General features: G+C 64.1%; 14 protein-coding genes, 1 tRNA gene and 1 pseudogene. 10 read left to right on the top strand and 6 right to left on the bottom strand.

All coding sequences use genetic code 11. The annotated features are described in order from the left end of the window. Positions 1-191 precede the first annotated feature (191 nt). The 4 genes from LA343_RS02270 to clcA all read right to left on the bottom strand — a co-directional run bounded on the left by LA343_RS02270 (position 192) and on the right by clcA (position 6732). On the bottom strand, positions 192-3101 hold the full coding sequence (locus tag LA343_RS02270; RefSeq protein WP_081737242.1) for an FAD/NAD(P)-binding protein: 2910 nt from the start codon (positions 3099-3101) through the stop codon (positions 192-194). Continuing rightward, on the bottom strand, positions 3101-4174 hold the full coding sequence (locus LA343_RS02265) for a pyridoxal-phosphate dependent enzyme (RefSeq protein ID WP_039911024.1): 1074 nt from the start codon (positions 4172-4174) through the stop codon (positions 3101-3103). Before LA343_RS02265 ends, LA343_RS02270 begins: the two co-directional genes overlap by 1 nt. 71 nt (positions 4175-4245) lie before the next feature. Continuing rightward, positions 4246-5295 carry a DUF2776 domain-containing protein gene (locus tag LA343_RS02260; protein WP_025401744.1) on the bottom strand — a complete coding sequence of 350 codons (1050 nt, stop codon included), beginning with the start codon at positions 5293-5295 and terminating at the stop codon, positions 4246-4248. Between the two features lie 36 nt (positions 5296-5331). Next, positions 5332-6732 (bottom strand): H(+)/Cl(-) exchange transporter ClcA, encoded by a 1401-nt coding sequence (clcA, locus tag LA343_RS02255; protein ID WP_025401743.1) that lies wholly within the window; start codon positions 6730-6732, stop codon positions 5332-5334. Positions 6733-7069: 337 nt separating this feature from the next. Between clcA and LA343_RS02250 the strand changes: the two genes are divergently transcribed. The 3 genes from LA343_RS02250 to LA343_RS02240 are packed head-to-tail and all read left to right on the top strand — an operon-like array spanning position 7070 to position 10470. Beyond that, positions 7070-8113 carry a Fe(3+) ABC transporter substrate-binding protein gene (locus LA343_RS02250; RefSeq protein ID WP_025401742.1) on the top strand — a complete coding sequence of 348 codons (1044 nt, stop codon included), beginning with the start codon at positions 7070-7072 and terminating at the stop codon, positions 8111-8113. 32 nt (positions 8114-8145) lie between these two features. Continuing rightward, a complete protein-coding gene (locus LA343_RS02245) occupies positions 8146-9801 on the top strand; it encodes an ABC transporter permease (protein WP_025401741.1) in 1656 nt (551 codons plus the stop codon). 3 nt (positions 9802-9804) lie between these two features. Continuing rightward, a complete protein-coding gene (locus LA343_RS02240) occupies positions 9805-10470 on the top strand; it encodes an ABC transporter ATP-binding protein (RefSeq protein WP_025401740.1) in 666 nt (221 codons plus the stop codon). A gap of 24 nt (positions 10471-10494) precedes the next feature. Here LA343_RS02240 and LA343_RS02235 read toward each other — a convergent pair whose 3' ends face one another. Continuing rightward, complete coding sequence (locus LA343_RS02235; protein WP_025401739.1) at positions 10495-13065, bottom strand: AMP-binding protein; 2571 nt, start codon at positions 13063-13065, stop codon at positions 10495-10497. A 294-nt stretch (positions 13066-13359) separates the two neighbouring features. On the opposite strand from LA343_RS02235, the pseudogene LA343_RS02230 reads away from it, so the two are divergent. Next, a pseudogene (locus LA343_RS02230) lies at positions 13360-14136 on the top strand (SDR family NAD(P)-dependent oxidoreductase). A 147-nt stretch (positions 14137-14283) separates the two neighbouring features. Here the strand turns inward: LA343_RS02230 and LA343_RS02225 are convergent. Then, a tRNA-Leu gene (locus tag LA343_RS02225) sits at positions 14284-14369 on the bottom strand. A 451-nt stretch (positions 14370-14820) separates the two neighbouring features. Here LA343_RS02225 and LA343_RS02220 point away from each other — a divergent pair. The 6 genes from LA343_RS02220 (at position 14821) to LA343_RS02195 (ending at position 22806) form a co-directional block, all read left to right on the top strand. Beyond that, a complete protein-coding gene (locus tag LA343_RS02220; protein ID WP_025401738.1) occupies positions 14821-16044 on the top strand; it encodes an FHA domain-containing protein in 1224 nt (407 codons plus the stop codon). A gap of 266 nt (positions 16045-16310) precedes the next feature. After that, positions 16311-16817 (top strand): FHA domain-containing protein FhaB/FipA, encoded by a 507-nt coding sequence (locus LA343_RS02215; protein ID WP_025401737.1) that lies wholly within the window; start codon positions 16311-16313, stop codon positions 16815-16817. Next, positions 16814-18397, top strand: a complete 1584-nt coding sequence (locus LA343_RS02210) for a PP2C family protein-serine/threonine phosphatase (RefSeq protein WP_025401736.1) — start codon at positions 16814-16816, stop codon at positions 18395-18397. Before LA343_RS02215 ends, LA343_RS02210 begins: the two co-directional genes overlap by 4 nt. Positions 18398-18400: 3 nt before the next feature. After that, positions 18401-19708, top strand: coding sequence for an FtsW/RodA/SpoVE family cell cycle protein (locus LA343_RS02205; protein WP_025401735.1), 1308 nt, complete (start codon positions 18401-18403; stop codon positions 19706-19708). Continuing rightward, complete coding sequence (locus tag LA343_RS02200; protein WP_025401734.1) at positions 19705-21153, top strand: peptidoglycan D,D-transpeptidase FtsI family protein; 1449 nt, start codon at positions 19705-19707, stop codon at positions 21151-21153. Before LA343_RS02205 ends, LA343_RS02200 begins: the two co-directional genes overlap by 4 nt. A gap of 6 nt (positions 21154-21159) precedes the next feature. Next, complete coding sequence (locus tag LA343_RS02195) at positions 21160-22806, top strand: serine/threonine-protein kinase (protein ID WP_025401733.1); 1647 nt, start codon at positions 21160-21162, stop codon at positions 22804-22806. Positions 22807-22830 lie beyond the last annotated feature (24 nt).

Below are 22830 nucleotides of genomic sequence, written 5' to 3'. Positions count from 1 at the left end.
GTCTGACTACATCTTACTGATTTTCAATTGATATTCAATAATAGAAATATGCAGATCAGGCTACTTATCGAAGTTGGTTTTCAGCAGCGTTCACGTTTTCAATAAGAGGGCAGCAAGTATGCTGGTCACGGTCATTCCTCAGACATGAGGCGTGCCAGTTGGCAGGCTGGGAGGAGCCCGAGAAATTCCCGCTAGGCGTCGATATCGTCCAGCATGATCGTGGCATCGTCGCCGTCGTCTGCAATCCAGACATTCTTCGCCAACGGGATCTGGTGCGACGCACTCTCCAGAATGTGCATGAAGTACCCAGCAGTGTTGGGGATCAGCAAGAAATCTCCCGGGCACACGCCCTGCGGGAAGACCATGCGGCGGCGGACAATCACCTCATCCTCGATGCAGTAGGCACCCACGAGGAAACCCTCGAAGGGATCGCCAGCACCGGCACCCTCTGCACGGACGAGGAGCGGATCGACCAGGATGTCATCGGCCGTGGTACGGCACTGTGTGCGGTTCATCTCGAGCCCAACCAGGTTCTCCCCATCGCTGCGCTGCTTGACGAACGCCACCCGCGCCACGATCACGCCGCCGCCATCGAGGATGCTGCGCCCCGGTTCCATGTGCAGGCGCAAGTTCCGGCTGCGCAGGGCATCCGCCGCCGTGGTTCCCAGCCCCGGCACCGCCCCGTCCAGGAGCTCGCCGAGCCACTGCCCGCGCACCGGCGACTGCCTGAAGGGGTACACGTTCGTCAGCGGATCGGCCTTCCACGTGAACACGGACCCGCCCGAGCGCTGCTCAGCGATGCGTTGCTGGAAGGTCTCCCATTCCCCATCACTATCGAGGTAGCTCATGGGCACGCCGCCGCCCAAGTCGATGAACTCGACTGCATGACCGGCCGACGTGGCGACGTCGACGACATGAACAGCGTCGGCCAGAGCCACCCGGCGATCCGATGCGGAGTATCCGTGCAGGTGCATGTGCACGCCGACGATCCGGACGCCAGTGCCTTCAGTCCCAGCACCTTCAGTCGGCAGGCCGTCGATGACCTCCTGCCATGTGCCCGCCAACTCGCCGAAGCGGGTCGGCGGCAGCACCGCAGGGTCCGGCGCGACCCGGGGAACCACCGGCGCGGTGACCCCCAGCTCACGGGCGATCCGCTGGATAGCCCGCAGTTCAGCAACGTTATCCACGCTGATGGGCACCCCGGCGCGCACAGCCTCGTTCAGCAGCCGCTCGGGCTTCACCGCCGCACTGAGGATCATTTTCTCCGGTGCCACGCCGCGGTCCAGCACCTGCAGCAACTCCCGCTCGCTGGCCACGTCCACGCCGTGCCCAGCATCCCGGGCGGCGTCCACGAAGCTCAGCCCCTTATTGGCCTTGCGGGCGAAGAACACCCGCACATCCACACCGCGCTCGGCACCGGCATCCACAAGCTCTGCGGCGTTGCGCGGCAGCACCTGCGGGTACAGCACGTTGACCGGCGAGTCGTAGTCCGCCACGAGCTGTGCGACCTGCGCCGGGTTAGCTGCGAGTCGTTCCATCCACGGCTCGAGCCGCGCGGTCAGCGGCGGGGTGCCGTGCATCCCGGCCTGCGGGGTGGCGTGGCTCGCCTCGGTTGTCATCACTCCTGCGCTCCATTTCTTCAGTTCGGGGTGCATCGTTCGGTTGAGGGTGTCGTGTCCGAGGACGGTACCTTCGGCGTCCCGCCCGATGACGGCGAGGCTGGGGTGGCCAGGCACCGTCGCATCCCGGTTGAGGTCCAGAGTGCCCCAGGGCGTCCGTCCGATCACACCGCGGGCGACCAGGTCGGCGACGATCGTGCCCGGCTGCACACCGGGTGGCGGGATGACCGCATCGACCGTCACGTCTGCCGTGTCCAGCGCGCTCGGCTCCTCCCCGACGCTCGGCCCATCGGCCACGCGCACCAGCCCTTCATCGATCACGGCCAGCACCCGGGCGCTCGTCACCGCAGGCGGTCCGAAACCCACCCGCTCGAGGCGGCGCGCCAGTTCCGCGAAGCCGTCCAGGTGGCGGTAACTCATCCGCTCCACGATCGCCGGATACAGCCGGCGCCACGCCTCGCCCACCGCCCACGCGGCCGAGGGTTGCGCCAGCCCCCGCACCACGTCGAGGGATCGCCGCAGGTCGCGTACTGGGTCATCGCTTCCATCCGTGCCGTCGAGCACCGCAGCAATATCAGCAATAGCAGCAGCGTCTGCGCTACCGCCCGCCTGAGTCAGCAACTCACCCGACGCCACAGTCAGCGCCCGCCGAATCGTCGCCACGTCCTTGGCACCCCTGATCTCATCCGAGAGCGCCTCCACACTGGGAATCGGCAGGTTGTGCAGCGCGCTGCCCGGCTCCGGCTTGACCTCCATGAACCGCCCCGACCGGCTGTACACCACGATCTCCGCGGGTTCCTCGCCACTCGGCTCGTAGCGCAGACCACTGGTTCCTGCGCCGGCTCCAGCGCCCGCCTGCTCCATGAACCGCCCGCCCCTGCCCTCGGTGAGCGCCAGGCACACGTCAATGAACGTCAACGCCGCACCACGCACGCACACCCTGTCACCTGCGCCGATGGTCTCCAACCCCGGCGCGCCGTACGGCCTGACCACGGGCGTTCCGGCCTCCGCCTCGCTCAGCGCACCGTCCCACTGCCGCGCGTGCCCGGTCGCAATGAGCAGCCGATCGACCTCCTCGCCGCCGTTGATCACCCAGCGGCCACCCTCGGCCGGATCCACGGTCTCCACCTTCTGCTTACGGTGGTTGATCTGCACGTTGTCGGGTGCCGACGCCACAACGTAGCCCCAGCTCTCACTCAAAAACTGGCCCACCACGGCGCGTGGTGGAAAGTTTTCCTTCGGCAGGCCGCGCTCATCCATCCAGTCCGTCAGATCACCTGCAGCGGTGGTGACGATGGACGCGGGCGCATTGAGGCGCCAGCACAGTGGCTGATCCGCGCGGTACACCCATCCGGCACCGGGATCCTGTGGGTCCCACAGATCAATGATGATGTGGGGTGCGGTGGGGCGTCGAGCGAGAGAAACAAGCAGTTCCACGGCCCAAAGTGCCCGAGGGCCGCCGCCGATAATGCCAATGCGCATTAGCCCACGACCTCCCGTACGCGACGCTCGATGAGCGTGGCGGAGCTATCAAGGTTGTGTTCCACCCAGGCGTCGTTATAGATGGTGTCGAGGTAGTTTGCGCCGCCATCGTGGAGGACCATCACCACGTCCGAGCCCGGCTCGATCGCGGGCGCTGCCTGCAATAGTGCGGAGACAACCGCGCCGCCAGACGCGCCCGGCAGGATGCCCTCCGTGCGCGCGAGTACGCGGGCGCCGATGACGGAATCGAGGTCGTGGATGCGCATGATCTCCGTGGGGGTGACCTCCTCGGAGAGTTTCGGAATCACCCCCGCACCGAACCCCGGGAGCAGGCGTGTGGCGCGGGTGCCGCCGAACAGGACCGAGCCGAAAGCATCTACGCCCACGCTATGGGTGGTGGCGCCGACGTCGGCGAGTTTGCGCAGGCAACCACCGATGGTGCCGGTAGTGCTCATCGCCACGAACAACCAGTCCGGGGCGTGGCCGAGGTCGCGGAGGATCTCCGTCATGGTGCCATCGCAGTGGGCGGTGAAGGCGGCGCGGTTGGAGTACTGATCTAGGTTGATGGCGTGCGGGATGTCGGTGAGGAGCTCCTGCACACGGGCGCGCCTGGCGGCAAGCCAATCGCCGGTCTCGGGGTCGGGGCTGGTGATCTTATCGACCGTGGCGCCGAGGGCTTCCATCGTGGCGATGGTGGCGGAATTGACGCGGGGGTCGACCACGCAGTGAAACTCCCAACCGCGGAGCAGAGCCTGGCGGGCTAGGGCGATGCCGAGGTTTCCGGAGCTGGATTCCACGAGCGTTACGGGTGAGGTGGGATCGATGAGCCCCTGCGCAATGGCGGCCTCCACGAGAGCCGCGGCAGTACGATCCTTTGCGGAACCGCCGGGGTTGAACTGCTCAAGCTTCGCCCACAGGCGAAATGGAGCGACAGAAGGGGTGGGAGATGAGGTGGCACCAGTTCCACCGGCTGCGCGAGCCACCACCTCCGCAAGGCGCGGAAGTTCGACCAGTGGAGTGTTTCCGAGCAGCGCGGACACGCCAGAATAATGTGCTAAAGGCATATATGCCATCTTAGCGGCGGGGCTGGACAGCACGTGTGGTGCGCACAGCAGGTGCCGGGTGCGGTGTGATGGGCCGCGTCCTACGATGCCCCAGATTCCAGAATGCTGACGATGGAAAACAGGGTGAAGCACACCGCGCCCAAGCCCATGAGCACCCGGGCGGGGATAAAGAAATCCGGGGTGGTCGTTGCCAGCTCGAACATGAACGACGCGAGGAAGCAGCAGGCCAGCGCCGTGAAAATGGGAATCATGGGAATGCGGTTGGCCAGCGGGAATTTCTTCCACCACAGCTTCGCCAGCAGGATGACCTTGCTCGAAATCGAGAAACACACCAGGGACAGGCCGATCACGATGAAGCCGATGACGTGCACAGTCGATCCCACGTAGGCGATGGCCATGTACAGACCCCACAGGAGCATCACCGTGGCTACGCCCAGCACCATCCACGGCCAGAACACGGCTTCTTTCTCGGTATAGACGTTGCGGATCTGCCGCACGATGGTGCTCACCAGCGCGATGAGGCACGTGCAGATCGCTGCCAGCCCGGCCACCACGTGACCGGCGATGAACTCCTTAGCATGCTCCGTGGATGCCTGCGACAGCAGCACAATGGCCCACACCCACAGCACCACCGCGCTGATCACGGTGATAGATTCCAGCACCCGCTCGGCACCCACGCTGAACGTATTGTCCGGCACGTGACCCACCCGCTTGTGCTTGCTGTTCTGGGGAATCAGGGTGAACTTAGTGGAGGACGTGGCGGCGGTTGCGACACAACAGGCAATGAAGCCGATGCCGGTGACCACATGGGCGGCCACGAATTGCTGATTGGTCTCCGCCCGCCCCACGAGCACGAGGCCCACGATGATGGTGCCCACGCCCATGATGTAGCCCAGGATCGGCAAACCCCACCGCGCGGCGGTGGTGTAGGTTCCCAGAATTTGCCGGATGATCGTGGCTGCCGTGCAGAACAGTGCCACGCAGATGGCACCAAGAGCCGTCACGACCGGGCCGGCCACCATGCGCTCGGGGTCCTTGCCCCAGTTCAGGATGAACAGACCGTAGCCCACGCAAAACACAGCCATGGCCAGGGGAATGAGCCTAAAGATGACGCTAATGGTCTTATTCACCGTGATCTCCTCTCGCGCGTGCTCCCTGTGTGCTCTTTACACGCTAATGTCCGCCGACTTCTCCCGCTGATCGAGCGCTCTCTCATTCCGCTCGGCCAAGCGTGCCGAACGATCCGCCAGAGCATCGTAAATCGGCTGGGCCTTGAAGAACTCCGCCACGAAAATGGAGGCAGCGCAGATGCCCAGCAGAGGTGGCAGCAGCGACACGGCACCGGTCATCTCCGTGGTGAGCACCAAGCCGGTCACCGGAGCACGCACACTAGCGGCGAAGAACGCGGCCATTCCCATGATGGCCAACGTGCCGGGATGGGGTGCACTGCCCGGAACCACGTAGTTCGCCGCAAGGCTCACGATCACGCCGATTTCCGCACCCAGTACGAGCATGGGGGCGAACAAGCCTCCTGGCGTCAAGGCGAGATACGACCCCACAGCCAGCACGAACCGGAGGACAAGAATGCCCACCGCCACCGCGAGAGTGCCGTGACCGAGCAAAGCACCGAAGGTGAGGTTGTCGCCGCCACCGACCATGTCCGGCGCGAACCACCCCACCAAGCCGACCATGCCGCCGATGAATGCGGCGCGCAGCTCCACGGGGATGCGGGAAGTATCGACGATCGCCAACAACCGCATCAGCGAGGAGTTGTAGAACACCGCCACAGCACCCGCCAGCAGACCCGTGATGAGAATCACCGGCGCATGCTTGAGAGACGCGGGTTCCACCGGAGGCAGCGGGAACATCACCTGATCGCCGAGCATTTGGTGCACCACCACGAATGCTCCACCCGACGCGGTGAGCACGGCCACGGTCATGCGGGCCTCGAACTTTTTCACCAATTCCTCGAGCACGAACACGGCACCCGCCAGAGGGGCGGAGAACGCCGTGGTCAGGCCAGCCGCAGCACCGGCGGCAATGAGCAGGCGCAGATCAGCTTTGTTCGTGTGGAAGATGCGGCCCAGGATGGTGGCCACCGCGCCGCCCATGTGCACCGACGGACCCTCTCGGCCGAGTGCCAGACCGCTACCGATCGCAGCCACGCCGCCCACGAACTTTACGGGGAGAAGGCGCACTCGGGAGGGAGGCACGTCGCCGCGGACGGTGGCCTCCACGCGGGGAATACCAGACCCCTCAGCGATAGGCTCCCACCTGCGCACCATGCCGGCGGCTGCGGCGGTGAGGATAGCGGGCACGGCGATGGCGATGAAGATTCCGTACCACCCCACATCGCCCGTCCAGTTCAGCACGGCCCCGCGAATGTCATCGGCATAGTCGAGGGTCTTACGGAACCCGGCGGCAACGAACCCCGTTCCCAAGCCCACCATGGCCGCTGTGACAACGAGGACGGCGAGGGACTTGGCGGGCTCGCTGGCGAGCTCCTTCAGGCGGTTCTCCTCCCTCTCAGACGGAGCGCTCTCGGGGTGCTTCCTTCTACTCGGCATGAGGGTTCTCTTCCGTCACAGTTGTCGCGAAACGTCGTGCAGCGTGCATATCCACCTGCATATCCACCAAGGAAAGCCGAAAGACTCCCCACTGTGGCAATCCAGTTAGGGTTTGCTATGCTCACCTGTATTAGCGTTAGCTACCCTGATCTAGGGCTTGTTCCCAAACTCCAGCGAGCCTGTCACCGGCAGACCCGCCACAGCAGAAAGCTCACCGCACAGATGTCACTTGCAGTTTACGCCCTAACCGTGGCTCATTAAGCGCCATCGCTGAGCACGCTGCTTGTACCGACATCGCCATCAGTGCTGACAGTTCAACCGAAAGGCTTTATTCACTATGCGACGCATCGCCGCGACCATCGCCACCGTTGCCATGGGATTGTCCCTCGCCAGCTGCGCTGGAGGAAGCGGAGATGAGGGTAACGATTCATTCGATATCTCCTCGCCGGACGTAGTCAACGTCTACTCCTCCCGCCACTACGACGTCGACAAGAAGATCTACGACCGGTTCAAGAAGGACACGGGCATCAAGATCAACGTCGTCGAGGGCAAGGCAGACGAGCTCATCGAGCGCGTCAAGCGTGAACAGTCCAACCCGTCTGCCGATGTGTTCCTCACCGTTGGCGCGGAATCGCTTTACCCCCTGAACCAGGCCGGTGTGCTCGCGGATTCGACCTCCCCGAAGATCAAGGAGAGCATCCCCGAGAACTACCGCGGCGATAACTGGATGGGCATTGCCTCCCGCGCTCGCGTGATCGCATACAACAAGGACAAGGTTGATCCGAAGGATCTGAAGACCTACGACTCCGTGACGGATCCGAAGTTCAAGGGCAAGCTGCTGACTCGCTCGTCCAGCTCGTCGTACAACCAAGCTCTGCTGGCATCCTTCGTATCCCTCTGGGGCGAGGACAAGGCCAAGGACTGGGCCCAGGGTGTCGTGGACAACTTCGCCCGCGAGCCGAAGGGCAACGACCGCGACCAAGCTCGGGCCATCGCCTCCGGCGAGGGCGATATCGCGATCATGAACTCTTACTACTGGGCCCAGATGAAGAAGTCCTCCGACCCGGAGGAGCGCAAGATCACCGACAAGGTCGGCCTGGCCTTCCCCGAGAACACGCACCTGAACCTCAGCTACGCCTCCGTGCTGAAGGGCGCGAAGCACACGGACAACGCCAAGAAGTTCCTCGAGTACCTCGCCAGCCCCGAGATCCAGGAGCTCATCGCCAACGACAACGGCGAATTCCCGCTGAACCCGGCCGCTCCCCTGCCCGAGGTGCAGAAGTCCTGGGGCACCTTCACCCCGCAGAAGCTGGATTACGCCACCTTCGGCAAGGAACGCCCCGTGGCCACCCGCATCTTCGACGAAGTCGGCTGGAAGTAATACATTGTTGATCTGCCGGTAAGGTTCTCCTGGTGAGTTTCCCCCAGCTCGCGACCGCCCGATCCCGGGCGCCGTGGCTCATCCTCAGCGTGGCGGTAGTGGCTTTGATGCTGCTGCCGCTCGTCGGCATTCTCTTTGGACTGTTCGCACCGGTCACCGACACGTGGCGCCACATCCAAGACACCCTCCTGCTGGGCTATATCAAGGAGACCGCCATCGTGGTCGGCGGAGTACTGCTCGTGACGTGCACGCTGGCCTCCGCATTGGCGTGGCTCGTGACGGCCACGGAGTTCCCCGGCCGGAAGTTCCTCAGCGTGGCCCTGGTGGTTCCGCTGGCCATCCCGCCCTACATCGCTGGCTACACCTACGTGGCCATGACCAGCTACACCGGTCCGATCCAGGTCACTGCCCGCGACCTCGGGATCAATCTGCCGCCGGAGCTCATGGACATCCAAAATGTCCCCGGCGCGATCGTCGTCTTCTCCCTGTTCCTGTACCCGTACATCTACCTGGTGGTTCGGGCATTCCTTGACCGCCAGGCCGGGGCGCTCATCGAGGCATCGCGGATGCTCGGGGCGGGGCCGTTCCGCACCTACTTCCGCGTGATCCTGCCGCTGACCCGCAACGCCGTCATCGCTGGCGCCACACTCGTGGCTTTCGAGGTGCTCTCCGACTACGGCTTGTCGCAGTACTTCGGACTCAACGTGTTCACTACCGCCATCTTCAAGAGCTGGCTGGGCTTCCAGGATGTCAACGCCGCCCTCAAGCTGGCGGCGATCCTGCTGCTCGTGGTCACGGTCATCAGCATCGGGGAAAAAGCCCTGCGTGGCTCCCGGTCGTCGTCATACGCTTCCGGTCGCGTCACGCCGATCAAGCGGCGCCAACTTAGCGGCGTCGGAAAAATAGCAGCGATGCTGCTGGCCTGGGGCACTCTAGCGTTTGCGCTGATCATCCCGGTGGCGCAGATGGTGTACTGGGCGATCCTCTCGCTGCCGCGCATCCGCACCGAAGGTCTGCTGGAGGCGGCGACCACCACCGTGTGGGTCGCGGCACTCGGCGCGCTGCTGACCACAGTGTTTGCGATCATTGTGGCGAATCACCAGCGCCTGTGGCCCTCGCGGCTGTCCAAGCTGCTCGCACGGGTGACGGTCATGGGCTACTCGGTGCCGTCGACCGTGATCGCCTTGGCGATCCTGTTGGTGGCACTGTGGATCGACGCGCACTCGCCACTGCAGCTCATGCTCTCACCGATGATCATTGTCATCGGCTATGTGATCCGCTACCTGGCAGTGAGCATGCAGGCCGTGGAGTCCGGCTTTGACCGCATCGGCGTGAAGTTCAACGAGTCGGCACGGATGCTGGGGTCTGGGCCCACTCAAGCCTTTTTCCGCGTGGACATGCCGCTGATGTCTACCGCCGTGTTCGGTGCGTTTCTGCTGGCCTTCATCGACATGGTCAAGGAACTGGCGATCGTGCTGATTCTGCGCCCATTCAACTTCAACACTCTTGCCACGCGCGTGTTTGAGTACGCCAATGACGAGAAGATCCCGGAGAGTTCCCTGGCTTCCCTCTTGATTATTCTCATCGCGGTTATTCCGTTGCTGGTGCTGCTGTGGCGGCAGCGCGCGGCTGGCACTGCAAACACCGTGAACACCACAAGCGACACAGATTCCGCCAAGGAGCACTAGACGATGACGAACGCCAACACTTGCCCGTCCATCGAGCTCACCGACGTCTGCTTCTCCTACCCCGGATCCGAGCGGCCGCAGTTGCAGGATTTCACCCTCGTGGCCCCGGCGGGCGATTGCACCGCCCTGCTCGGCCCCAGCGGCTGCGCCAAGACCACCGTGCTGCGGTTGATCGCGGGCCTGGAGCAGCCGAGTTCGGGAACCGTGTCCCTCGACCACACCACCATTGCCGGCCCCGGCGTGTTCGTGCCACCGGAGAAGCGGAAGATCGGGCTGGTGTTCCAGGATTACGCGCTGTTTCCCCACCTCACGGTCGCCGCAAATGTGTCCTTTGGTCTACGCGGCATGCCACGCAAGGCGGCGCGTGAGCGCACGCAGGACATGCTCGGCATCGTGGGCCTGAAAGGCTACGACAAGCGCTATCCCCACGAGTTGTCGGGCGGCCAACAGCAGCGCGTGGCCTTGGCCAGGGCGTTGGCTCCTGCCCCACGCGTGTTGTTGCTCGATGAGCCTTTTTCTAACCTCGACGCCGACCTCCGCGGCCAGGTGCGGGATGAAATCGCCTCGATTATCGAGCAGCAGAATGTCACCACGGTGTTGGTGACTCACGACGAGCAGGATTCTGCTCGCCTAGCTCAGCACACGGTTCGCATGTCTCCGGAGCAGTGATGCCAATGATGCCAGTGGAGTCAGTCATGCCATTGGTGCCGCAGCGCCCCGCAGCCTGCTCCACTTCCCGTCACGTACCGTGAACCGCCCGCCAGCAAGCTCGGCGACCACCACGGTGGTGACCCACCACAGCGCGATGCCAGCGAGGAGCGACAACGGCACGGTGATCACCTCTGTGATGGGCTGATCCAGGATGTCGAACTGGATGAGGTAGATGTACAGCGATGCCGAGGCGATCAGCCCGACCGGCTTCACCGCAATGCGCGGTACGGGCAGGCGCACGCCCAGCAGCAGTACTGCGCAGACGATCATCACGTAGATCCATTGGCTGGTGTGCTCGAAGAGGGAGATCGACCCGCCGACGAGCATCGCCGCCGTGATGAGCTTGTGCCGCGTAGTGCGGGCATTGGCGATCATGATGCCGGCCGCGATGAACCAGATCACTCCCGGTGGCTCGAAGCGCGTCTGCATGATGTCCCACGCGCCCGTCTTGAACCGCCAGGCGAGCAGCACGGCCGTGAGCAGCGCGGCGGTCCAGAACGGCTGGCGCTGGTAGAGCCGGTAGACCTGCGGTATGGCGAAGAAGCCCACGATGAGAAGCATGCCCAGCAGGTAGGACTCGATGAACCACAGCGAACCGCTGCCGCCCAGGCTTGGCTTCCACCAGTGGATGAACAGGAGGTTCGCCAGCCCGTAGCGCCCCGTGATGGCCATACCCACGAGCACCACGGCGATGGTGGGGATAGCCACGGCGGCGAGCGAGCGGGCCGTCGCGCGCAGGCGCGTGCGCGCACTGGGAATGGAGAGCCCGAAGGAGCCCAGCATGACTCCCGCGATGACCAGCAGGGAGTGTGCCCCACCCATGATCTTGTGCGAGCTGGCGTGGGTGAGCACGATCGTGATGGCGCAGATGGCGCGCAGCACGATTGGGGCATCGAGCCACCCCAGGGACAGCGGCCGATCGCTCGGACGGGCTAGCAGCGCGTCAATAGGTACGTCGTGCCAGCCAGTCGGCAGCTCGATGCCCGCATCCGCGAATGCCATGGCCACGGGGACAAAGCTTAAGGAGCTGCCGCCGTTGTCCACGAAAGACAGGTCCCGGCGCACTGCATCCGGGGCGACACCTAGGGCTCTGGCGATCTGTGCGATGACGGCCTGCTCGGCCCCTACCTGCTCACCCGCTGCCCGGTTCCTCCCTTTCCGCTGTCCCCCGCCGTACCGCGCCTGCTCTGGGATCTCGGCGGCGGCATCGGCGAGGGCGGCACAGTGGCGTCGATCAATCTTGCCGTTATCGAGCAGCGGAAACGCGGGCAGCACCACGACCCGCACGAACGCGGGCGTGAGCCCGGTGAGCTGGCAGATGTCGCGCTCGATGGTGGGCGCACTCAGGCGTGCGCGACTGGTCTGTACGTCTGCGGCGATGCGCAGGGCGGTATCGTCGCCGGTCACGCACGCGGTGATGCCCCGCTCGGCGAGCCACAGGCGGATCTGTTCGCACGAGGTTCGCACGCCCGCGAGCTTGACGAAATCTGATGCCCGGCCCGTGATGCGCACCAGCGGCACGCCCCCGTCGGTAGTGACGATCTCGCCGAGATCGCCCGTGCGCAGCTCGGTGATGGTTCGGCCAACGCGCAGGTCCTCGGGGCTTTCCGCGTATCCGAGCATGACGGAGGGGCCGGTGAAGACGAGCTCGCCGGTGCCTGTGACGCGCATGTGATGGCCGGCCAGGGGTGTGCCCACCGCGTTCGGGTGGTCGGCCATGAGCTCGGCGGGCATGATCGTCATACGTGCGGTGGCCTCGGTCTGGCCGTACATCACGCGGAAATCCGTGCCGTGATCTGCGAAGAAGCGGTGCCAGTGGGTCACGTCGGCGGGGTCGAGCTTGCCGCCGGCCTGGTAGACGAGGCGCGCCTGCGCGAGGCTTTGGCCGCCGTCGGCGGTGCGCAGCACCTGCAGCATGTGCGGGACCACTCCTATGTTGGTGACGCCACAGCGCTCCACCTGCTCGGCAAAGCCCGGGGCTGCCACGGAGCATTCTTCCACGGCAATGGAGGCTCCGCTGATGAGGTGGGAGTTCAGTACCGACAGGCCGAAGGAGTAATGCAGAGGCAGCAAGGTGATGCCCCGGTCGGCGGCGGTGATGCCGAGACCGTGGGCGATGGCGCGGGCGTTGGCGATGAGGTTGTCGAGGCTGAGCTTGACGAGTTTCTTCGAGCCGGTGGAGCCGGACGTGGCGAGAAGCACGGCGATGTCCGGGTGGATGGGCTCAGGAGTTTCAGCGTGGTGGAGCCGGACGAGTTCTCCGGTGTCGGGGTCAATCGTGGCGGCGGGTTGGTAGGTGCGGATGATCTCGCCGTATCCGCTGTCCACCGCGGGGTCTACCTGTCCGGTGATGAGCAGGGGAAGGCCGGCAGAGAGCGCGGCGAGGTAGGAAACCACGGCCTCGATGCGCGGCTGGAAGGGCAGGTGCAGCAGGGTACCGGGGGCGACGGTTGCGAGAAATTCGGCGGCCCGGCGCGCGGTTGCGGTCTCGAGCTCGCGGTACGAAAGTTCACGGTCGGCACTGGTGATCGCGCTGCTGAGGGCGGTCGTCATGGTTGCTCCTTGTGTGCCCGTCCTGTGTTGTGCTCTTGTGTTGAGCTCTGCCATGCGAGCCAGCAGGCCCACCGCTGCGGGACACGCTCTACCCAGACTACGTTCGGGTAACCATAACATAACCTAACTTAGGCAACCATTGCCAAATCGGGTGTGAGGAGGATCGCCACGCCCACCCCACATGGAACTTCGCTCCTCACTTACCCTAGAACGTGATGGAGCACAGTAACTGTCACCGAACACTGTCACTGCACACTGTCACCACAAGTCGACAACCCTTCAAGGAGAGTAACGATGTCATCCACCACCCCGACCACCCCGACCCGCCTCACCGGCCGCACCGCACTGGTTACCGGATCAGCAAGCGGCATCGGCAAGGCTGCCGCCGAACGTCTCGCAGCCGAGGGCGCGAACATTGTGGTCGCCGATGTTCAGGATGACTAAGGCGAGGAGTTCGTCAAGGAGCTGGAGACGCAGGGCACGAAGGCCATCTTCGTCCACCACGATGTCACCAGCGAGGATGAGTGGCAGAAGGTCGTCGACCGCGCTGTCGAAGAGTTCGGCGCTCTGGACATCCTCGTCAACAACGCTGGCCTGGCCGACAAGCACTCCATCGACGACGAATCATTCGAGGAGTGGCAGCGCACCATCAACGTTGACCTCAGCGGAGTCTTCCTGGGCATGAAGGTTGCCGGCCCCGCACTGAAGAAGTCGGGCCACGGCAGCGTCATCAACATCAGCTCGATCTTCGGCACCTCGGGTGGTTTTGGCTCCAACCCCGGCTACCACGCCTCCAAGGGCGGAGTTCGCACCTTGACCAAGAACGCTGCGCTCCGCTGGGCCCAGGAGGGCGTGCGAGTGAACTCGGTGCACCCGGACTTCGTGGAAACCCCCTTCGTGAAGGATCTCAAGGGCACCCCGCAGGATAAGTGGATCATCGACAACACCCCGATGGGGCGCTACGCCCAGCCGGAGGAGGTCGCGGCCGGAATTGCTTTCCTTGCATCGGATGACTCCACCTACGTCACCGGCCTGGAGCTGTACATCGATGGCGGCTTCATCGCCAAGTAGGTAGTCAGTAGTCACTTGCCGCACCCCTCGCCTCCCCCACCGGAGGCCGGGGCGCACACGACCAAACCGCTGACCATCACCGTGTTTGCACTGTGATGATCAGCGGTTTCGCTATGCTCCGCGCACAACCTGCGCGAATCAACTAGTTGGTGGGCGAAGGGGGACTTGAACCCCCACGTCCCGAAGGACACTGGCACCTGAAGCCAGCGCGTCTGCCATTCCGCCACTCGCCCGAGTCGCTGATGCTTTCGCATGGGTTGCCGTAGCAACAGAATGAAACTCTAGCACGGCATACACCGGGTACCAAAAATCAAGAATAACCAGCAAAAATAGACCTTCGCCCTTAAGGAACACCTATAATGGTGTGAACTACACAATGACCCTTGGACAAGCCGTACAACGAGCCCTGGCTTCACCTGTGCTTGTTCTTTCAGCCGACACCCCTCCCAGGCAGCGTTCTTCCAGCTAGTGAGAATCACTGCGGTAGTACCGGTTCTCACCAGCGAATATGCGCACTCGCAGATTGCTTGTTCGTCAGTCTGAACCGGGGCTATCGCGCTGCCGCCAGGGCTCACATAATCCTCCGCACGGTCGCCATCCGCGCGGACACCACAGAGATCGAAAAGAGAATCTAGCGATTTACACCGGCCGTACAACGCCAACCGACAGGAAGGATGGCAGACAATGGATCTGTTCGGAAGATTCAAGAAGCTAGATAGTTCGCTCCAACGCGGGCTAGACAACGGCTTCGCGCGAGTCTTCGGTGGCGAAGTAGTCCCAACCGAGATTGACGAAGTACTCAAGCAGCAGGCCGAAGAGTCGGTGATGATCGACTCCCGCGGTCGGCAGTTGGCGCCGAGCTACTTCAGGGTGCTCGTGAGCGAGCGCGATTACCACAGCCTCACCGAGAACCGTCCTCGGTTGGCCGATGAGCTCAATGACCGGTTGAGCCGTTTCATTCGCAACCAGGGCTGGCACGCCAATGGCCCGATCCAGGTCGATGTGGATTCCCACGAGGATCTCCACTCTGGACAGTTGCGGGTCGATGCGCGTTTCAACGCACCCAAGGATAAGAAGAAGGCCGACGCCACCGCGGGCACTGGGGAAGGTGACTCCGCGGTCGCCAACGGTCGCGATTCCTCCGATCCGCAGGGGCGGTACCGAGATGGTGGAACCCCTGATGGTTCCTACCCAGATTCCTACCCCGGCCAGCGAATGCAGGCCCCGGAAGAGCGCCCTGAGTGGCCCCAGCGTGAGGCCTCGCAGCGCTCCCTGGTGTCCCAGGACTACAACGTGTCGCGGGATTCGGACAGTGCCGCATCCCGCTCGGCAGCCGGAGCTGCCGGTGCAGCGTCTGGCGCCGCAGCCGGTGGCCTCGCTGATCTCGTGCGCGGCGACCGCGCGTTCGAAGAGGACAAAGACCGCAGCAAGGAGAAGAGCCAGAGCGATCCGCACGGTGGCGACCTCCACGGCGGCGAACCCGTGAGCGCGCAGAATAGCTCGAGCGACTCGGACGACCTACCCGAGCCCCCGATCAGCTACCCCGGTACCGAGGTCATCGCTCAATCCGTGCCGGACGAGCCAATCCGCGGCGGCAATGGCGAACCCAACGGCTCGTCCGCCATGACCGTCACGCTCAAGCTCCGCGACGGCTCCGACCGTACCTACGAGCTACGCCAGGGCAGCAACCTCATCGGCCGCGGAAACGGTGTGGACCTGCGCATCCCCGACACGGGTGTCTCGCGCCAGCATGCCGACATCGCCTGGGATGGCTTCGATGCCGTTCTCACCGATCTGCAGTCCACCAACGGCACCACCGTCAACGAGATCCCCATTGAGAACTGGCTGCTCGCGGATGGGGACATCATCTCCCTCGGCCACTCAGAGATCGAAGTTCGGTTCAGCTAGCCGCCACTCCCCCGGTCACCGCCTCAGCGGCGGTGCTGGTCAGGGCGGTGGGGGTGACGTCGATACGAAGATCAATCGGCACACCGATAAGGACAACGCTCAGCAGGGAGCACAACAGTTTTCGGTGTGGCTATTCTTGGACGTTGATCTGAACTAGGCTATTCAGGTACCCCAAGCACAGTAGCTCTCTCGCGCGGTTCTGCGTGAGCGTGGCCCGCGAGCTCGCCCTGCTGTGCCAACCGGCTTCGCTGAAGGAGATGAACACCGTGCAGACCACACTTCTACTGCTGGTCAAAATCGGCCTGCTGTTATTGCTGTGGTTCTTCATCTGGATGACACTCCGCTCGCTGAAGAAGGACGCAGACCGGGCCTCTGGGCTCGCGCTCAGCACCGTTGGTTCCGCCGCCGCGCCCCTCAACGGGCCGCCCGTGGGATACAACGCTCCCGAACCGGGCGGGCACGGATTCCGGCGCAACAAGGCACCCAGCTCCTTAGAGATCACCTCTGGGCCGCTGACGGGAACCACCCTCGACCTCGAGGGATACGAGGAAGTAAGCATTGGCCGTTCCAGCTCCTGCACCCTGGTGCTGGAGGACGACTTCGCCTCCGGAACCCACGCCCGGCTCATCAAGCGGGGTTCGGACTGGTTCGTTGAGGACGAAGACTCCCGCAACGGAACGTGGATCGGCACGCTGCGCATCGATCAGCCGGAGAAGTTGCACGCGGGCATGGAGATTCGCATCGGCCAGACACACGTGAGGATGGACGGATGACGGAATCCCGCACACTGAACTACGCCGTCTGCTCCGACAAGGGCTTGGTGCGTGGCAACAACGAGGACTCCGCCTACGCCGGCCCGCGGCTGCTTGCCCTCGCCGATGGCATGGGTGGGCACGCAGCCGGCGAGGTCGCCAGCCAGTTCCTCATCAACTCGCTGAGCCCGCTGGACACGCCGCTCATTGACGATCCCGAGCAGCGCGAGCGGCTCGTCACCCTGCTCGCCACCGCCGCCGACGAAGGCAACCAGGCCATCGCGGCGCACGTAGACGAGCACCCGAATCTCGAGGGCATGGGCTGTACCCTCACCGCGATGCTGTTCCGCGCCGACGAGGTTGGCGTGTGCCACATTGGCGATTCGCGCGGCTACCTGCTGCGCGATGGCGAGCTCACACAAATCACGAAGGATGACACGTTCGTCCAGTCCCTCGTGGATGAGGGCAAGCTTGATGCCTCGGATGTATCCAGCCACCCACAGCGCTCGCTCATCCTCAAGGCGCTCACCGGCCGCCCGGTGGAGCCCACGCTGTTCACCGAGAAAACGCAGATCGGTGACCGTTTCATGCTCTGCTCCGACGGCCTGTCGGACCCGGTGAGCTACGAGACGATCCAGGAGATCCTGTCGACCGGCACCCCGGACAAGGCGGCTCGCAAGCTCGTGGAGATGGCTCTGCGCGGCGGCGGCCCGGACAACGTGACGGTGGTCGTGGCCGATGTCGTGGGCTTCGACGAAGAAGCTAACGCTCCCGTTGATAGCTCCATCACCCTGCCCACGGCACCGGTTCTCGCCGGCGCGGTGGGCAACCAGCTCGAGGAGTTCCCCCGCCCCAACAGCTCGGCCGCTCGCGCCGCAGCGATCAAGGGCCTGAGCACCACCAACTCCCGACCCCGCGCGGCGGCTGAGCCCGTGCCGGAAAGCGCCGGCGCTGCGGAAGCCGATCAGGGCGGACACAGCGGAGATAACGGCACGGATGGCAAGAAGTCCCGCAAGGGCATGTGGGTCACGTTGTCGATCATCTTGGTGTTACTGTTGGCCGCCGGCGCCACCGGCGTGGTCATGTACCAGCGCATCAAGGACACGTATTACGTGGCACAGCAGGATGATCAGATCATCATCCGCAACGGTACGAACAGCACCGTGCTGGGCTTCGCCCTCAACACCGTGTATCAGCGGGCCTGCCTGGATTCGTCCGGCAAGGTCACGCTCATTGATCCCAACTCCACGGACAATTGCCACCGGTTCTTGACCTCCGACCTGACCCCGGCCGCCCGTGGCGCGCTAGAGGATCTTCCGGAGGGCAGCTACAACTCCGCCGAGTCGCAGATCACGCGTTTGGCGTCACAGACGTTGCCGGTATGTGTAACGCGCGTGCCGTCGAACGGTGCCGACCGCGCACCCGGTGACAAGCCTTCTGACAAGCCTTCTTCGAGTGCGTCGCCAAGCGCCGCCCCGAGTGCTTCAGCAAGCGCGTCGCCAAGCGCCCAGCCGGGCGATTCCTCCGCATCACCATCAAGCACCCAAGCCGCTCCGGAAGATCTCACGACTCCCGGTGTGTCCTGCCGCGAGGTGAAGTAGACCATGAAACTTTTTGGCCGCCGCACGGAGGCGGGATTGCTGCTTCTTGCCGCTCTCGTCTTGCTCGTCGCGATCATCGCCTTGGAGATCTCCCAGGGCAATGAGCTATCCAGTACTGTGTTTTACCTGGTTGGCGGGTTCTTCCTCATCTTCCTCGTCGCCCACCTCGTCATGTGTTGGGCCGCACCTGATTCCGACCAGATCATGCTGCCGATCGCCGCACTGCTCAACGGCGTCGGTTTGGTGATGATCTACCGGCTCGACTTGAGCTCGGGGCTGAACCTGGCCACGTCTCAGATCATGTGGACGGTCGTGGGCGTGGCCTTGCTGTGCTTGGTCATCATCTTCCTGCGCGATCACCGCACCCTGCAGAATTACTCGTATCTGCTGGGTTTGCTGGGTCTGATCTTGTCGGCACTGCCGATTGTCTGGCCGACCTCTTTGAACGCCGACGCCAACGTGTGGATCAGCATCGGGCCGTTCTCGATCCAACCGGGTGAGTTCGCGAAGATTATGCTGCTGCTGTTCTTCGCCGCGCTGCTGGTGAACAAACGCAAGCTATTCACTGTGGCAGGCAAGTCCTTTATGGGCCTGCAGTTCCCCCGCTTGCGCGACTTGGGCCCGCTGTTCCTCGTGTGGGGTATCGCGTTGCTCATCATGGCTGCACAGAACGACTTCGGCCCGGCCCTGCTGCTGTTCGGCACTGTGCTGGGCATGCTGTACATCGCCACGGGCCGCGCCTCGTGGCTGGTGCTCGGCTTGGGCTTGGCAGCGATCGGCGCGGTGGGCGTGTACCAGATCTCGTCGAAGATTCAGGATCGCGTCTCGAACTTCATCGACCCGCTGTCGCACATCGACGGCAACGGCTACCAGCTATCGCAGGCCCTGTTCGGCCTGTCCTTTGGTGGCATTACCGGCCGCGGCCTGGGCGAGGGCTACCCCAACAAGATTCCTGTCGCTCATTCCGACTTCATCCTCGCGGCCATCGGCGAGGAGCTCGGCCTGGTGGGCCTGGCCGCGATTCTGTTGCTGTACGCGGTATTCGTCTCCCGCGGCTTCATTGCTGCGATGCAGGCCAAGGATTCTTACGGCAAGCTCGTGGCGGCTGGCCTGTCGCTGACGATTGCCATCCAGGTGTTCGTGGTCACGGGCGGTGTTTCGAGGCTGCTGCCTATGACGGGTCTGACCACCCCATTCTTGGCGCACGGTGGTTCCTCGCTGCTCGCCAACTACATCTTGCTGGCAATCCTGCTGCGCATTTCGAATTCCGCCCGGGCTCCCCTGGCGGTGAAGGGACGTGATGATTCATGAACCGATCAATCCGTGCAGTCACCATCTTTAGCTTCGTCCTCGTGGCGATCCTCATCGCTAACCTGACGTACATTCAGGTTTTCCAGCAGGAATCCCTTGCTGAAAACCCGCGCAATACCCGCCAGTTCCTCGAGGCGAAGACTCAGGAGCGTGGCCGGATCACCGCCGGGGATCAGGTTCTCGCGCAGTCCGTGAAGGACAGCGATGGCTTCTACAACCGCGAGTATCCCTACGATCCGGCGGCGTTCGGTTCCGTTGTCGGTTACCTGTCCGACCGCTTCGGCGCGGCGGGTATCGAGGCAAGCCAGAACTCGATCCTCACGGGCCAGGATGATTCGCTGTTCGCCCAGCAGACGTGGGACATGCTGACGGGTAAGGAACCCGCCGGCGCTAACGTGGATCTCACGCTGATACCAAGCGTGCAAAACGTGGCTTATCAGCAGCTCGCGCAGAAGGGCTACTCCGGTTCTGTGGTGGCCATCAAGCCCTCGACCGGTGAGATCCTGGCGATGGCCTCCACGCCGTCGTTCAACCCGTCGCTCATCACGGGCCCGGATGCTGAGACTGATCAGGCCAACTTTGAGAACTACGCCAACGATCCGTCCTCGCCGTTGCTCAATCGCTCCACCCAGCAGATCCAGCCCCCCGGCTCCACCTTCAAGGTGATCACCACGGCGGCGGCCCTCGAGGCCGGGGATACTCCCGATACGACGGTGACCGCCCAACCGCAGATCACCCTGCCTGACACTACGACCACCCTGGAGAACTACGACGGCACCCGCTGCGGCGGTGGCGATACCACCACGCTGCTCAATGCGTTCCGCCGGTCGTGCAACACCGCCTTCGCGGAGTTGGCCATGCGCCACGGCGCCGATGCGCTCAAGGATGTGGCTCGGAAGTTTGGCGTGGGCGAACCCATCGATGGGCTCGGGTTGCCCGTGCAGACGTCCCAGATCGGTGAGATTCCGGACAAGCCGGCGCTTGCCCAGTCGGCGATTGGTCAGCGCGACGTGGCCCTCACGCCGCTGCAGAATGCTGTAATTGCCGCGACCATCGCCAATGGTGGCAAGCGGATGGAGCCACACCTCATCCACCAGGTCACCGGCCCGGATATGGCGACGCTGCGCACGACCAAGCCGAAGTCCGAGGGTCAGGCTGTGCCCCCGGAGGTGGCCGAGACCATCAAGGGCCTCATGGTCCAGGCTGAGGAGTGGGCCGGCGGCGATTCCACCATCGCCTCCAAGACCGGTACCGCCGAGCACGGTGAGGACTCCCGCGATTCCAAGCCCCACGCGTGGTACATTGCCTTTTCCACCACGAAGGATGTCGCCGTGGCGGTTCTCGTGGAAAACGGTGGCGACCGGGGTCAGGCCGCAACCGGCGGATCCGTCGCCGCACCCATCGGCCGCGCCGTCATCCGAGCAGCGGAGCAGGAGCAGCAGTAACCCGTTATGAGCAATGAAGATCTCCAGCGCCAACCCGACCGCACGGACATCGAACGCACCCAACAGCTCTTGGGTGACCGGTACGAACTGAACTGGATCATCGGCCGCGGTGGCATGTCGACCGTGTGGTTGGCGTGGGACACGCAGACCGAGCGGGACGTTGCCGTCAAGATCCTCAAGCCGGAATACACCGACAACCCGGAGTTTCGTACCCGCTTCCGCAACGAGTCCCATGCGGCGGCGCGTCTGCACAGCGAAAACGTCGTGGAGACCTACGACTACGGCGAGGTGCAAAACGGCGGCACGGTCTTCTGCTTCATCATCATGGAGTACGTCCGCGGTGAATCCCTGGCGGATGTGCTGACCCGCGAGCGCGTCCTGCCGGAGGCGCTCGCCTTGGACGTGCTGGTGCAGGCTGCCTTGGGCCTCAAGGCCATTCACGAGGCCGGCATGGTGCACCGTGACATCAAGCCCGGCAACCTCCTCATCACCTCCGATGGTGTGGTGAAGGTGACGGACTTCGGTATCGCCAAGGCTGCTGAAGCCGTGCCGCTGACCCGCACCGGAATGGTGGTCGGCACCGCGCAGTACGTCAGCCCAGAGCAGGCTCAAGGCCAGTCGGTCGGCCCGGCCTCGGACGTGTACTCGCTCGGCGTGGTCGGCTTCGAGATGTTCGCGGGTCACCGCTTGTTCACGGGAGAGTCCACGGTATCCGTGGCCATCAAGCACATTTCCAGCGCGCCGCCACCGCTGCCGGAGAACATTAGTCCGCACATGCAGGAGCTCATCAACATCTGCCTGCGCAAGAATCCGCAAACGCGGTACGCAGACGGTGCCGAGCTCGCGGCCGCCGCGGCACTCGTGGCCCAGGGCCAGCGCCCACCGCAGCCGCACAACGTGCCCGCAGTGAGCATGGATCCGCACCCGCTCACTGAGCAGTTGGGCACGGTCGCTCATGGGCAGGGCACTCGCGTACCGCCGATGCAGGGACCGGGTGCTGGACCCAGTGTTGGTCCAGGTGCTGGCTCGGGCCGCCCCGCGCCCACGGGAGCACGGCCGGCGGTAGCCGCGTCTGGGGCTGCGGCAGGTGCGGGCGCGGCGGCGTCGACAAAAAAGAAGCCCAAGAAGTCCTCCGGTGCCACGCCGGTGATTGTGCTCGGGATCGTAGCGGTGCTCGCACTTATTCTTGCGGCCTACCTGTGGGCGAGCGGCAAGGACGATGCTGCGCCGAACAAAGAGACGATGACGGTGACCAGCGAAGTCACCAGCGAGCCCAATCAGGGCAACGAGCCTGCGCGGCCGGCTAATCCGGCACCGCAGCGCCCGCAGCGCACCACGCAGCAACAGCAGCCCGAGCGCACGTCCGAGGCGCCCACCACCGAGGAGCAGCCGACCCAACTGCCCAGCACCGAGCCGGCCCGGCCCAGCCCGAACCCCACGAATACGGCGAACACTGGCGACCTGCCGGGTGGCGGAGCCGGTGGGGGGAACTCGGGCGAGTCCGGCGGTGGAGCCCAGAACCAGGGCCAGGGAGCTGGCGGCAACGGAGGCAACAGTGGTACGGGCGGCACCACGAACACCGCGAGCACCGGCACCACGGCGGGAACGAACATGGTCGGGTCGCCGTCCAACCCGGGAACCGCCACCGGATAGCGCGATGATGGTTCTACCTGCATA

This window comes from Corynebacterium falsenii (genome assembly GCF_020099275.1).
Taxonomy (GTDB): domain Bacteria; phylum Actinomycetota; class Actinomycetes; order Mycobacteriales; family Mycobacteriaceae; genus Corynebacterium; species Corynebacterium falsenii.
This window is presented reverse-complemented; position numbering and strand designations above follow the sequence as displayed.

What these genes read in the sequence shown, in the direction of transcription:
- LA343_RS02220 (WP_025401738.1), top strand. Translation starts at nt 14,821, where the DNA reads ATGGATCTGTTCGGAAGATTCAAGAAGCTAGATAGTTCGCTCCAACGC.
- LA343_RS02205 (WP_025401735.1), top strand. Translation starts at nt 18,401, where the DNA reads ATGAAACTTTTTGGCCGCCGCACGGAGGCGGGATTGCTGCTTCTTGCC.
- LA343_RS02200 (WP_025401734.1), top strand. Translation starts at nt 19,705, where the DNA reads ATGAACCGATCAATCCGTGCAGTCACCATCTTTAGCTTCGTCCTCGTG.
- LA343_RS02195 (WP_025401733.1), top strand. Translation starts at nt 21,160, where the DNA reads ATGAGCAATGAAGATCTCCAGCGCCAACCCGACCGCACGGACATCGAA.
- LA343_RS02240 (WP_025401740.1), top strand. Translation starts at nt 9,805, where the DNA reads ATGACGAACGCCAACACTTGCCCGTCCATCGAGCTCACCGACGTCTGC.
- LA343_RS02210 (WP_025401736.1), top strand. Translation starts at nt 16,814, where the DNA reads ATGACGGAATCCCGCACACTGAACTACGCCGTCTGCTCCGACAAGGGC.
- LA343_RS02265 (WP_039911024.1), bottom strand. Translation starts at nt 4,174, where the DNA reads ATGGCATATATGCCTTTAGCACATTATTCTGGCGTGTCCGCGCTGCTC.
- LA343_RS02270 (WP_081737242.1), bottom strand. Translation starts at nt 3,101, where the DNA reads ATGCGCATTGGCATTATCGGCGGCGGCCCTCGGGCACTTTGGGCCGTG.
- LA343_RS02250 (WP_025401742.1), top strand. Translation starts at nt 7,070, where the DNA reads ATGCGACGCATCGCCGCGACCATCGCCACCGTTGCCATGGGATTGTCC.
- clcA (WP_025401743.1), bottom strand. Translation starts at nt 6,732, where the DNA reads ATGCCGAGTAGAAGGAAGCACCCCGAGAGCGCTCCGTCTGAGAGGGAG.
- LA343_RS02235 (WP_025401739.1), bottom strand. Translation starts at nt 13,065, where the DNA reads ATGACGACCGCCCTCAGCAGCGCGATCACCAGTGCCGACCGTGAACTT.